A 12657-nucleotide genomic window follows, 5' to 3' on the forward strand; every position below is an offset into this window, starting at 1 on the left:
ATCGCGCATGAAAGGCAAGATCGGACTTGAGGAGCATTTCGCGCTCGAGGAGACGCTATCCGAATCGCTGGACGTCATGCCGCAGGTGGTCTGGCCCGAATTGCGCGATCGTCTCCTGGACATCCAGGAGACTCGGCTGCGACAAATGGATGCGCGCGGGATGGAGATGATGTTGCTCTCCCTCAATGCGCCCACGGTGCAGGCGGTGGCGAGTGTGACCAACGCCCGCGAGCTCTCGGAACGCGCCAACGACTTCCTGGCCGAACAGGTGATACGCCGACCGGATCGATTTCAGGGGCTTGCGGCGCTGCCGATGCAGGATCCGGAGCTGGCGGCGCGTGAGCTGCAGCGTTGCGTAGGCCAGCTCGGCTTCAAGGGCGCGCTCGTGAACGGCTTTTCCGAAGTCAGCGATGTCGACGGCCCGGTCTATTATGACCTGCCGCAATATTTGCCGTTCTGGGCCGAAGTCGAGTCGCTCGCCATCCCGTTCTACCTGCATCCACGCAATCCGCTCGCAGCCGATGCCCGGATCTACAAAGGCCACCCCTGGCTGCTTGGGCCAACATGGGCGTTCGGCCAGGAGACGGCAGTGCATGCCTTGCGCCTGATGGCGTCAGGTCTGTTCGACCACCATCCGGAGCTGTCGATCATCCTGGGCCATATGGGTGAGGGCCTGCCGTATAGCATGTGGAGGATCGACAACCGCAACGCCTGGATGAAGGTCAAGCCGTCCTATCCCGCGCAGGGTCCCGCTGGGCCATGAGCGGGGTGCCACCCAAAATCTCTCTGATGCCTCAGGCGGACGTTCAAGATCCTCCGATGCGCACTGGAAACGTCCATGTCAGATCCAAAACCTATCGACGGCCGCGAGGAGCTTGCCGCGGCGCGGCTTGGTTCTCTGCATATACGGCTTGGCGCGCTGATGGCGCTCCTGACGTTCTTTGACGGCTACGACACCTTCAACCCGGCTTACGTCATCCACTACGTCATGCGTCCCTGGCACCTCCAGCCCGCGCAGGCGGGGCTCCTGGTGTCCAGCGGGCTGGCCGGCTTCCTGATCGGCACGCTGACGCATGGGCCGATTGCCGACCGTTTCGGCCGCCGCGGCACCCTGATTGGCGGGTTGGGGATTGCCGGCCTGTTCACCCTGGCAACGCCAGTTCTCGGCAACTCGTTTGGGGCGTTCTGCCTGCTTCGTGTCCTGACCGGCCTTGGTCTAGGCGTGTTGCTGCCGCTGGCCACCACCTATATCAACGAGTTGGCGCCACGCCGGGTAGCGAACCGGTTCGCCATATGGGGCGTCGGCCTCGGGTGGGCGCTCGGCGGCACCGTAGCCGGCCTGATCGGCGTGTTCCTCACCCCGGCGCATTGTTGGAGGGTACTCTACTGGATCGGCGCGCTCTCAATCCCGCTTGCCCTCGTACTGCCGCTTTTGCTGCCGGAGTCGATCCAATTCCTGATCGCCCGCGGTCGCACCGACGACGTGAGGGCACTGCTGACCCGGCTGCGACCAGAACGCGCGATGCTCTATCGCGCTGCGGTGTTCCGGCAACCTGACAATGCGGCGGCGGCCGGATCCGTTGCAGTCCTGCTGTCAGCGCGTTATCGGCGCACCAGCCTGACCATCTGGCTCACGGCTTTCCTGAGCCTGTTCTGCATCTTCGGCCTCTCCGGCTGGGTTCCGACCGTAATGATGCGTCGCGGCGAGAGCTTCGGGGCCAGCTTCGGCTTCGGCGCCTTGTTGCAGATCATCTCCTTTGTGGGCGGCCTTGCCTGCGGCTACGTTGCCGACCGGCACGGCTCCAACCGCGCGGCCTTGGCATTCTGGTGGACCATAGGCGGCGCGGCCGTGCTGTTCCTGTTCGTCTCCAACAGCCACCTTGGCAATCTGATCGGGATCGCCGCAGCCGGCTTCTTTGCCATGGGCCCAATGTTCGTGCTGAACAATTTGACTGCCCAGTCCTATGAAACCGGGCTTCGTGCCAGCGCGGTTGGCCTTGAACTCGGGATCGGCCGGTTCGGGGCGATCCTCGGGCCGTTCGTCATCGGCGTGCTGCAGCAGACTTTTCATGGATCGGGTGCCGTATTCATTGCCATCGGGTGCGCCGCGTTGATGGCCGGCGCCGCGATCCTGCTGCTGGGACGTGAGCAAAAGCCTGCCGCGGGCTTTGCCGTGCCCCCTGCACTCCATGGCTAGCGCCCCGATCACGCGGCGCCAGATGGCGTGACCCTAATCGACACCGCCGACCAGTACGGTATGGGCCATAAAGAAGTGCTGATTGGCGAGGCGATCAGGCATCGCCCTCGTTACAGTTCCCTGCTCAGCGCAAAGTTCGGAAGTCTCCGCAACGTCTGGATTCGGGCAGACAGCTTCGACCGCCAGCCAAAGGCGGTCAAAACGTTCGTTGCATCTTCCAAGACCCGTCTCGGCGTCGATCATAGCGACATCTACCGGCCTGCGCGGCTTAATCCGGACGTGCCGATCTTCGAGGGACCGATCCTGGAGGCCTGTCGCCGGCATGATATCGGCATCACCGCGTTCGGCGTGCTGGCGCGTGGCCTGATCAGCGGCCACTGGCAGAAGATTTCGGTTGCAAACGTCGCCGAAGCGCGTGAACAGGGTTCGCGCCTCCTCGACACCATGCTGGAGCGCAACCTCACGTTGGTCGAGGCGATGCGGCATACCGCGCAGGCCGACAGGATCACCGTGGCACAGATCGCGATCGCCTGGGTGGCGGCGCAGGGCAAGGAGATTGTGCCCCTGATCGGCGCACGCCGCAAAGAGCGCCTCGACGAGGCGGTCGGCGCCGCCGATGATCTTGCGTCTATCGAGCAGTTCCTCAATCCGGTATGACTGACCCGCGACGAGCTTGGTACCGGCGTGCGCATCCATCAGAACGCGCACTTGCGTCGCCTTCAATAGCATCCAGGAATGGAACCCCTCATGACCACTGCCGCCAACGGACGCACCGCCGATTACCCGATCGACCCGATCTTTCTCGAGCGCTGGTCGCCACGGGCTTTCACCGGCGAGACCATTGCCGAGCATGACTTGATGACGATGCTGGAAGCCGGACGTTGGGCAGCGTCCTCGTACAACTCCCAGCCTTGGCGCTTCCTCTATGCAATTCGCGACACGCCGAGCTGGCAGAAGTTCTTCGGGCTGCTGCTGCCTAACAACCAGAGCTGGGCCAAGGATGCCTCCGCGCTGGTGGTCATGGTGTCGAACTCGATGATGCGTCCGCCCGGCGCCGATAAGGACGTGCCGTCCCACAGCCACTCCTTCGACGCAGGCACGGCCTCCGGCTACGTCGCGCTGCAGGCGGTCAAGATGGGCTGGCACCTGCATGGCATGGTGGGCCTCGACATGCAGCGGGCGTTTACCGAGCTCAATGTGCCACAGGGCTACCGTGTAGAAGCCGCTTACGCCGTCGGCCGCCTTGGCGACAAGACGAAACTGGCCGAGCCGATGCGCTCGCGCGAGGAGCCGCGTCCGCGCAACCCGCTGACCAAGACGGCCTTTGAGGGCGGCTTTCCGGCCTGAACCGCTACCGAACGTGATGTTGCACCGGGTAATTCGGGGCGATCCTCAGCCGATGGACCACGTCATGCGCGTCGGTGTTGTGATGATCTCGGATTTCACCTGTCCCTGGTGCTTCATCGGGCATGCCCAACTCGTCGACGCAATCGCTGGCATGCCGGCCGACATCGCCGTCGACGCTGACTACGGACCGTTCGAACTCAATCCCGGCCTGCCTGCGGAGGGCATGGACCGCACGACACTGCGGGCTGCCAAGTTCGGGCCGGATAGGGCGAGGGCGCTCGACGCGCGCATCATGTCCGCGAGTGCAGGCACGGGTGCCGTGTTCAATTATAATCGCATGCAACGCGTGCCGAACACGACCCTGGCCCACCGGCTCATGCAGGGCGGCCGATCCGGCTACGCGAACGGCGCTCGCCGAGCGGATTTTCGCCAGCTACTTCACCGAGGGGCAGGATCTCTCCAACGCAGGGGTCCTGCGTCGCATCGCCCTTACTACCAATATCGATGCCGCAACGGTTGATGCCGTGCTCTCGGACGGGTTGGGTGCCGCGGAGGTTCGTGCGGCCCAGCAGCATGCCTCGATGACGGTGGCGGGCGGCATACCTCAGCTCGAAATCGGCAAAATGACCGTCTCGGGCGCCCAGCCGCGGTACGTCATTGAACGCGCCCTGCTGCAAGCCGCTGGCGACCGTGCCCCCCAACGGTTGAGCCGTCATGCGATCAGTCGGCGGGTTGCAGGCAGGCATGGAAGCTGACGAACCGCCAGGCACCGTCCTGCAGACGCGCAACCTGGGTGGCGAACGCCCGCATCTAACGCAGCGCCTGACCGGGTGGCTGCAGCGTATTGATCAGTGGTCCGGTCAATACGGCCGTGTCGCCATAGATGCGCCCATCGAGACCGGGACGTTCCACCGCAACGAACTTGCGGCGTGATTCGGTGTGATGCAGCAGGGCCTGCTTGTCCTGAACGAGTCCCATGGCATGCACGTGAACGATGTCGTCTGCGAACATTCGCTGAAGGGCGGCCATGTCGAGCGCGACCAGGGCGACGGCACGGCGGTCCTCAAAATCCTTGACGTCATTGACAGGATCACGACTTCGTGTTCACGGCGACGGCGCACGCAAGCTCTCGGTCCGTCTCCTTCAGCCGCCAACTGATCGACGAAATCAGGCGCTATCGCGCAAGTATCGCCGACATACCCTCGGTCTGGGTCGAGAGCGCAGAGTTCTGGCCGATCATCGACGCCAACCGCTCTCGTGCCGGGGCGTTCGCGTCGACACGGTTTGCACAGCTAGCGGACCAGCGATCGCTGCTGATCATGGCGAGCGTTTCTAAGACGTATGATCCATTTTGACTAAGAATCTATATGGCAGCACTTGGTCATTGCTGAACTCCATGGTGAACGTGAAGCGCCACTCAGGTTTCCTGCGCAACCGGGTTGATCAGGCTCCCTAGCTTCTCCACCTCGACGCTGACCTTGTCGCCCTCTTTCATCTACAATGGCGGTATACGACGTGAGCCGACGCCGCCGAGCATCCCCGTCGCGATGACATCCCCTGGCTTCAGATAGGTGTAGCGCAAGCAATAGGAGATGAGCTACGGAATGTTGAAGATGAGGTCGCTGAGATGAGCCGACTGCGCCGTCTGGCCATTCAGGCGGGTCTCACACCTTGAGGTCGGTATCACCGACCTCGTCAGCTTTGATAATGAATGGGTGCCGCGCCTGGCGCCCGATTACGACAGCGATCTCGCCTTCAAATCGAAGGTCTCGGAGCAGCGCGGGCGCAGGACAGGCTTGCCTGCGGCGACCAGGGAATCGAGGCTGCGCGTGAACAGAATCGGGTTTTTCGGCTCCTCGTTCCTGGTCTCGCCTGCGTGATCGCGATAATTGATCCCGACGCAGATGATTTTGCTGAACACGTCCGTCGGCACGGCAAGCTGTACCGACGAGAGCGGCACGACCTCCGACGCATCCGGGATCGCCCGGCGAAGCTCTGCAACAGAATGCGTGATTAACGAGAATCGGGTGGTGGCGGACTCCCCTCTCGCCATCCACCAATGATATGCACGCCCTTGTCATCCACAATGCCATCAGCGCACCGCCCCAGCCGCGCGACTCTTACCATTTCATGGGCACCATCTTCCTTTGAAGCGCATCCGACCTCGGCAGACCGATTCAGGACTTGCGGTGCTTGACGAAAAACTCTTCCGGATCGATTTCGGTGCCAGACGGGTTCGCCTTGAACGCATCCGACGACATGAACGCGACCATCGCTTCCAGCGTCGGATAATTCTGGGCCCTAATTTCGACGTTGTTGCCGTCCGGATCACGGTAGTACAAGCTTGTCATCGGACCGTGGTCGCTGCTCCGGTGAGGCTTCAGCCCCTTCTCCTCGAGTTCAGCGTATTTGTCGCACAACTCCGCAAAGCTACCGACGGTGAGCTGCATGTGATGCAGGCCGGGTGAGCCCTTCGGCACCTCAAGCGCCGTACAGCGCTGTTCGAAAATGCCAATGGTCTGGACATAGGGAAAGGCGAGCGACAGCCTGAAGAAGCCCATTTTCAGGTCGGAAGCCCGGGTCTGGCCACCCAGATCGAGCGGCTTGTTCCCCTCCGGCGGCGCATGCTCGAAAAGCGGTGACACGCCCAGCACCATGGCATACTAGGGCTTCATCTTCTCGATCTGGCCGGTCTTCAGGATCGTCTCGCTGATCTTCAGCGCGGAGGTCGGTCACGGCGGGATCAGATGATGCGACGTCCATGGGCGTTCTCCTCTCTTGGACCAATGCAGGTCTGGCACGGCGGTTCGAGCGCCACTGCCTTGTTGTCACGAACGCCCCGAACATGGCGTCCGGCCGGGCAGCAGGCCACGCGAGCAACGTGACAGGCCGACGTCTTCGCAGATCCGGTCTTTGCAGATCCGATTGCGGTAGGAAGAAGTGTTGATTGGCAGTAAAGCGTCAAGGAACATGTCGACACTCCGCTGGTTCCTGTTCCATCATAGCGCCCACAGCGTATTGCCGGGCATCGTGTTGAGCGTGGCTGAGGCCAGCATCGCGGGTATTCATTGACACCGAAAACCGGCTGGTGCGGCATTCCAGCCGTCAACAGGAGCAAGACGATGTCGCAGGATGCGCAGACCGGACAGTCCAAGCCTGACGAGCCGGCAACGAGCCTGCCGATTTTGCAGAGCCCTTCCGGCGCGATGTCAGACACCATCAACGCGCTGCAATCGCTCGACGTTCGGCTGCGCTGGCTGTCGTCATGGATGATTCACAACGCGAACCATCTTCGCCCAAGCCGGGACGGGCTGAAGGTCGGCGGTCACCAGGCTTCGTGCGCATCAATAACCACGATCATGGCGACGCTTTACTTCCACGCGCTGCGGCCACAGGACAAGGTCGCGGTCAAGCCGCATGCGAGCCCGGTGCTGCATGCGATCCACTATTTGCTGGGTCGCCAGGAGCTCGATCAGCTACAGCGCTTCCGCGGCCAGGGCGGCGCGCAGAGCTACCCCTCGCGTACCAAGGACCGCATCCCGGTGGATTTCTCTACCGGCTCGGTCGGGCTCGGCGTGGCGATCACCGCGTTCGCCAGCCTCGTGCAGGACTATCTTATCGCGCAAGACAGGATGGCCGAAGCCGAAGCCGGCCGCATGGTGGCGCTACTGGGCGATGCGGAACTCGACGAGGGCAACATCTACGAGTGCCTGATCGAGGCCTACAAGCACGACGTTCGCAATTGCTGGTGGATCGTCGACTATAACCGGCAATCGCTGGATGCGACAACGGCCGACCGCATGTTCGACCGCTTCGATGACATCTTTCGCACCTGCGGCTGGCGCGTGCTGACCCTTAAGCACGGCAAGCTGCAGGAGCGGGCGTTCACGCGCGATGGTGGGCGCGCCCTCGAAGCCTGGATCGACAATTGCCCGAACGCTGACTACGCGGCGCTGACCTACCAGGGCGGCAGTGCCTGGCGCGCCCGGCTGCTGGCCGATATCGGCGATCTCGACCATGTCGCCGAGCTGCTCGCCAGCTTCGATGACGAGGCGCTATCGGCGCTGATGACAAACCTCGGCGGCCATTGCGTCGAGACCCTGCTCGAGGCCTATGCGATCGCCGCCGACCAGCAGCCCACCTTGTTCATCGCCTATACCATCAAGGGCTTCGGCCTGCCGTTCGCCGGCCACAAGGACAACCATTCCGGCCTGATGAACCCCGGCCAGATCGAGGCGCTGCGCACGGCCTTGCAGATCGCCGCCGGCGACGAGTGGGTGCCCTATGGCGGCCTGGGCGAGAACGCCGCGGCCGACCTGCGTGCCTTCGTGGCCGCCTCGCCGCTCGCGGGCTCGGTGAGCGAGGCCCGGGCGACGGAGATCGCGGTGCCGGCGCGGCTGCCGGTGCCGGATGGCAGGGAGCAATCGACGCAGGCCGCGTTCGGCCGGATCCTTCTCGAGCTGTCGCGCTCGGAGCCCGCCTTGGCCGAGCGGATCGTCACCACCTCGCCGGACGTCACCGTCTCAACCAATCTCGGTGCCTGGGTGAACCAGCGTGGCCTGTTCCGCCGCCAGGAACTCAAGGACGTGTTCCATTTGGCACGGATCCCCTCGGCGCAGCGCTGGTCCGGTCACCATGCTGGCCAGCACATCGAGCTCGGCATCGCCGAGAACAACCTGTTCCTGATTCTGGCGGCCCTCGGCCTGTCGGCGCCATTGTTCGGCACCCGGCTGCTGCCGATCGGCACCATCTATGATCCGTTCATCGCCCGCGGCCTCGATGCGCTGAACTATGGCTGCTACCAGAACAGCCGCTTCCTGCTGGTCGCCACCCCGTCCGGCCTGACGCTGGGTCCGGAGGGCGGCGCGCATCAATCCATCAACTCGCCACTGATCGGCATGGGCCAGCCGGGCCTCACCGCCTTCGAACCGGCCTTCGTCGATGAGCTGGCGCTGATGATGCGCTGGTCGTTCGCGCACATGCAGGCGGAGGATGGGGGGTCGGTGTATCTGCGCCTGACCACGCGCGCGATTGCGCAGGTCGAGCGCGGCGAGACCGCTTGGGAGGAGGATGCGCTGAAGGGCGGCTATTGGCTGCGGCCGCCAGGACCGGCGGCGGACGCGGCGATCGTGTTCACCGGTGCACTGGCGCCGGAGGCGATCAGCGCGTGGAAGAGCCTGGAGGACGACATCCCGGGCCTCGGCCTGCTCTGCGTCACCTCGCCCGACCTGCTGCATCGCGGCTGGAGTGCCCGCCAGGCCGGACGCTGGAGCGGCGCCCCAAGGAACGCCAGTCATGTCGAAACCCTGCTGGGCCAGCTTGCGCCGCATGCCGGGCTGGTGACGGTGCTGGACGGCGCGCCGTCGACGCTGTCGTGGCTGGGCGCGGTGCGCGGCATGCGGACCAGCCCGCTCGGTGTCGACCGGTTCGGTCAGACCGGCGACCTGCCGGACCTCTACCGGACCTACCGCCTCGACGCCGACGCCATCGTCGAAGCCGCGGCCGAGCTGTTTCTGGAGGTCTGACCGTGGCTTTGGAAGCCACCATGCCGGCGCTGTCGCCAGCGATGGTGCCCGCGACCACCAAGGTGAGCCCGCTGGCGCGGCGTATCGCTGGCGCAAAGGGCATCGAGCTCGGCCAGATCCGCGGCTCAGGCCGCGATGGCAAGATCCTGAAAATCGACCTTGGCCTGCCGGATCAAGGCGCTGGCGATCGCGCTGGAGCAGACGCCTGACCCCAAGCCTTGACCACCGCGCCATCGGCGCCGCGCTGGTCCGCGGCTTCAAGACACGGATCGAGAAGCCGGTAGACATGCTGGCCTGAACCGGCCACCAGCGCACGGCAATTCGGAGCCTCCATGACCATTTTGTTCGACGGCCTTTCGACCGATGCCTGATTGCGCGAGCGCGTCGTCGGACGCGGCGGCGCGCGAGCTCCGCCCGGTGCTGACGGGATTGATGCCGGCGCTGACCGTGGCCTCGGTCGATCAAAACATCGTGGCGACCGCGTTGCCACGCATCACCAGCGAGCTCGGCGGTCTGCGGCATCTATCCTGGGTGGTGACCGCCTTCCTGGCCACCAGCACGGTGTCGGCGCCGCTCTACGGCCGGCTGAGCGACCTCTATGGCCGCAAGCCGGCCTATATGCTGTCGATCATCATCTTTCTGTTCGGCTCGGTGCTATGCGGGCTGGCCGGCAGCCTGGATGCGCTCATCGTGTTCCGGGCGCGGCAGGGGCTGGGTGCCGGCGGGCTGATCGTGCTGGCGCAGACGGTGATCGCCGCCGCCCTGCTGTTGATCGCGGCCGGACTGCGGCCACGGTCGCGGGGACCGGCGGCACGCCTCGATCTCGCCGGCATCGCGCTGCTGGTGTTCGGCACCACCGCCCTGTTGCTGGTGCTGAGCTGGGGGGGTATCGCCTATGCCTGGTCCTCGACCACGATCGTCGGCCTGATCGCGTCGGCGGCCATGGCCTTGCTGCTGCTGGTAGCGACCGAGCGGCGCGCCGAACAGCCGCTGCTGCCGCCGGTGCTGTTCCGCAACAAGGTGTTCGTGCTGGCCTCCGCGGTGATCTGCCTCACGGCAATGTCGCTGTTTGCCGCCGCGGTGTTCCTGCCGCTGATGTTTCAGCTGCTGATGGGAGCCTCTCCGGCCGGCGCCGGGCTGATGGTGGCACCGATGATGGGCGGCGTGATCGTCGCCTCGTTCCTCGGCGGCCGGCTGCTGACGCGCACCGGACGCTACAAGCGCTTCCCCGTGCTCGGCCTGTTTGCCGCGATGCTGTCCTATGCGACGCTTGCCTGGACCACCCACGCCAGCTCTCCCGCCTGGCTCGTCGAGACCATCCTGGTGGCGATCGGATTCGGGCTCGGGCTGGTCATGCCCAACCTCACCACGGCGATCCAGAACGCCGTCGAGCGGACCGAACTCGGCGGCGCCACCGCAACGGCGGCGTTCTTCCGTTCGTTAGGTGGCGCCCTCGGCGTGGCGCTGGCCGGCGCCGTGCTGGCATTGCACCTGAACGGCCTATCCACCACCTCCCTGGCTGCCGGCAGCAGCGTCGTGCAGATCGCCAGCCTACCGGGCCCGCAGCGCCTCGCTGTCCTCGCCGCCTACCGTGCCGGCCTGACCGGCGCCTTTGCCGCCGGAGCCGCCCTCTCCGCCCTCGCCTTTCTCATCGTCCTGTTCTTGCCGGAACTTCCGCTACGCTCAACACCCATCGCCCCCGCGGCGCTGGACGCCGGGCATCCGGCGAAGGTCGGCGGCACCCCATGAGCCGCGTCACCCGGTCCTCGACCCGTAAGCCGCGCCCGCAGCGAGCACCGTCTTCAACGACATTGTCTCGTCCGCGAGCACGGTGGATGAGATCTTCATGTGATCGGCCACCATCCGCTTGGCGGCGATGAAGTCGGCAATGCGGTTGACAGCGTCGGCGGCGATCACCGTCTCGCCGCTGAGATAGAAGGCGATGAAGGTCTCGCTCTCCGGCGTGCCGCGCAGCACGATGGAATCATAGCCGGCCGACAACCCGACCATCTGCAGCTTCAGGTGATACTGGTCTGACCAGAACCAGGGCGGCATCGCTTTCGGCGCCGGCTTTTCACAAATCGCGGCAGCGCAGGCATGCGCCTGCTCGATCGCGTTGGGAACGGATTCGAGCCGCAACTTCCGCTCCAGGAAGCCGTGCTCGGCATGCGTGGCGCAATCCCCGATGGCGTAGATGTGCGGATCGGTCGTCCTTCCCGCGGCGTCAACCACGATGCCGCCATCGATGACGAGCCCGGCTTCCTCGGCCAGTTCAGCGTTCGGCAGCAGGCCGATGCCGACGATCACGAAGTCAGCCGCCACTGCGCTGCCTTCGCCATACGCGACCGCGCCCACCTTGCCTGGGTCGGCTTCGGAGGCAATGAAGCTGGTGACGGTAACGCCGGTATGGATTTCGACACCGTGGCCGCGATGGACGCGCTCGTAGAAGGCGGACATCTCCGGCGCGGTGACGCGAGCCAGAACGCGGTCGGCGCCTTCGAGCACCGTCACGGCGAGGCCGCTCTTGATCGCCACCGCCGCCACCTCCAGCCCGACATAGCCGCCGCCGACGATGACCAGCCGTCGCCCCGGCTTGAAGCGGCCGCGCATTGCCTCGACATCCTCGATGTTGCGCAGGGTGAAGATACTCCCGAGTTCGTGCCCCGGAACCTTCATCGGGCGCGGCCGCCCGCCGAGTGCCAGGATCAGCACGTCGTAATGCAGGACGTCGCCGCTCTCGAGCGAAACGGTACGCCGGTCGCGCTTGATGGCGTCCACCCGCGTCGACAGGCGCAGCTCGATGTCGGCCTTCTCGTATGCGGCCCGCGCCTTGACTGACAGGTCGTCGATCCCGACCGTGCCCGCAAGATAGGCCTTCGAGAGCGGCGGCCGGGCATAGGGCAGGTGCCGCTCGGCGCCGATCAGCACGATACGGCCGGAGAAACCCTGTTGGCGCAACCGAGTGGCGACTTCGGCACCGGCCTGACCGGCGCCTATGATGAGTGCCGTTCGGTTCATCACGCGCCCCCACGGTGGTGCCGTCGCGTCAATGCGAACGTGGAGCCTGGTTGGTCCCGGTGTACCGTAATGACCACCGGCGACCGTCCTTCAGCCTTCTTAGACAATGCGCACTCGCAAACCATTCAAATCCTGATTGAACGCAATCTGACAGGATAGGCGGGACGTCGACGTGCGGTGGTCCGAGCCGTCGAGGAGCGCATCCTCGTCGTTGCCGATGGCAGGGAGCCGCGCAAACCAATTCGGATCGACCGACACGTGGCATGTCGCGCACGAACAGCAGCCGCCACAGATGGCTTGGAGTTCGTCGAACCCGGCTCCCCGGATGATCTCCATGACGGACCTGCCAATCGGTGCGTCAACGGTCTCGGTCTCGCCGGAAACTCTCGTCACGAACAATGTGGCCACGATAATTCCTTCGAAGCTTCAACCGACCGGGCAACGCTGACGATCGCCTCGCGCAGATTACCGAGGGTCACCGCATCTATAGTACATAGCCGGCGGCGGCAATCGCAACATCATTTCCCCGGGAAATCGGGCCGCCATCCTGGGCAATGAGGCAAGTCGATC

13 protein-coding genes and 2 pseudogenes are annotated in these 12657 nt (G+C 64.7%); 10 read left to right on the forward strand and 5 right to left on the reverse strand.

Features of this window, described 5'->3' with window-relative positions:
* The first annotated feature begins 7 nt into the window (after nt 1-7).
* The 6 genes and pseudogenes from ACQY4K_RS05855 to ACQY4K_RS05880 all read left to right on the forward strand — a co-directional run bounded on the left by ACQY4K_RS05855 (nt 8) and on the right by ACQY4K_RS05880 (nt 4299).
* A complete protein-coding gene (locus ACQY4K_RS05855; RefSeq protein WP_428394254.1) occupies nt 8-763 on the forward strand; it encodes an amidohydrolase family protein in 756 nt (251 codons plus the stop codon).
* A gap of 75 nt (nt 764-838) precedes the next feature.
* A complete protein-coding gene (locus tag ACQY4K_RS05860; RefSeq protein WP_428394255.1) occupies nt 839-2197 on the forward strand; it encodes an MFS transporter in 1359 nt (452 codons plus the stop codon).
* A gap of 24 nt (nt 2198-2221) precedes the next feature.
* A pseudogene (locus ACQY4K_RS05865) lies at nt 2222-2854 on the forward strand (aldo/keto reductase); the annotation flags it as partial.
* Nucleotides 2855-2944: 90 nt separating this feature from the next.
* Entirely contained in the window at nt 2945-3544 is a 600-nt protein-coding gene (locus tag ACQY4K_RS05870; protein ID WP_428394257.1) for a nitroreductase family protein, read from the forward strand.
* A 64-nt stretch (nt 3545-3608) separates the two neighbouring features.
* A complete protein-coding gene (locus tag ACQY4K_RS05875) occupies nt 3609-4064 on the forward strand; it encodes a DsbA family protein (RefSeq protein ID WP_428394259.1) in 456 nt (151 codons plus the stop codon).
* On the forward strand, nt 3967-4299 hold the full coding sequence (locus ACQY4K_RS05880) for a DsbA family protein (protein ID WP_428395989.1): 333 nt from the start codon (nt 3967-3969) through the stop codon (nt 4297-4299). Before ACQY4K_RS05875 ends, ACQY4K_RS05880 begins: the two co-directional genes overlap by 98 nt.
* Nucleotides 4300-4354: 55 nt before the next feature.
* Here the strand turns inward: ACQY4K_RS05880 and ACQY4K_RS05885 are convergent.
* Nucleotides 4355-4603, reverse strand: a pseudogene (locus ACQY4K_RS05885) (nuclear transport factor 2 family protein); the annotation flags it as partial.
* A 41-nt stretch (nt 4604-4644) separates the two neighbouring features.
* Between ACQY4K_RS05885 and ACQY4K_RS05890 the strand changes: the two are divergent.
* Entirely contained in the window at nt 4645-4899 is a 255-nt protein-coding gene (locus tag ACQY4K_RS05890) for a hypothetical protein (protein ID WP_428394261.1), read from the forward strand.
* Between the two features lie 380 nt (nt 4900-5279).
* On the opposite strand, the gene ACQY4K_RS05895 is transcribed toward ACQY4K_RS05890, so the two are convergent.
* Nucleotides 5280-5504: a fumarylacetoacetate hydrolase family protein gene (locus ACQY4K_RS05895; protein WP_428394263.1), complete on the reverse strand. Its 225-nt coding sequence runs from the start codon at nt 5502-5504 to the stop codon at nt 5280-5282.
* 217 nt (nt 5505-5721) lie between these two features.
* Complete coding sequence (locus tag ACQY4K_RS05900) at nt 5722-6201, reverse strand: VOC family protein (protein WP_428394265.1); 480 nt, start codon at nt 6199-6201, stop codon at nt 5722-5724.
* Between the two features lie 465 nt (nt 6202-6666).
* Here ACQY4K_RS05900 and ACQY4K_RS05905 point away from each other — a divergent pair, with 465 nt between their 5' ends.
* The 3 genes from ACQY4K_RS05905 to ACQY4K_RS05915 all read left to right on the forward strand — a co-directional run bounded on the left by ACQY4K_RS05905 (nt 6667) and on the right by ACQY4K_RS05915 (nt 10818).
* The gene (locus ACQY4K_RS05905) at nt 6667-9069 is read left to right on the forward strand and encodes a transketolase (protein ID WP_428394267.1); all 2403 of its coding nucleotides are present in this window, start codon (nt 6667-6669) and stop codon (nt 9067-9069) included.
* A 2-nt stretch (nt 9070-9071) separates the two neighbouring features.
* Nucleotides 9072-9278, forward strand: a complete 207-nt coding sequence (locus ACQY4K_RS05910) for an E3 binding domain-containing protein (protein ID WP_428394269.1) — start codon at nt 9072-9074, stop codon at nt 9276-9278.
* A gap of 154 nt (nt 9279-9432) precedes the next feature.
* A complete protein-coding gene (locus ACQY4K_RS05915; RefSeq protein WP_428394271.1) occupies nt 9433-10818 on the forward strand; it encodes an MFS transporter in 1386 nt (461 codons plus the stop codon).
* Between the two features lie 6 nt (nt 10819-10824).
* On the opposite strand, the gene ACQY4K_RS05920 is transcribed toward ACQY4K_RS05915, so the two are convergent.
* Entirely contained in the window at nt 10825-12087 is a 1263-nt protein-coding gene (locus tag ACQY4K_RS05920) for an NAD(P)/FAD-dependent oxidoreductase (RefSeq protein WP_428394273.1), read from the reverse strand.
* A 99-nt stretch (nt 12088-12186) separates the two neighbouring features.
* A complete protein-coding gene (locus ACQY4K_RS05925; protein WP_428394275.1) occupies nt 12187-12495 on the reverse strand; it encodes a 2Fe-2S iron-sulfur cluster-binding protein in 309 nt (102 codons plus the stop codon).
* Nucleotides 12496-12657: the final 162 nt, after the last annotated feature.

The organism is Lichenicoccus sp., assembly GCF_965276875.1.
Taxonomy (GTDB): domain Bacteria; phylum Pseudomonadota; class Alphaproteobacteria; order Acetobacterales; family Acetobacteraceae; genus Lichenicoccus.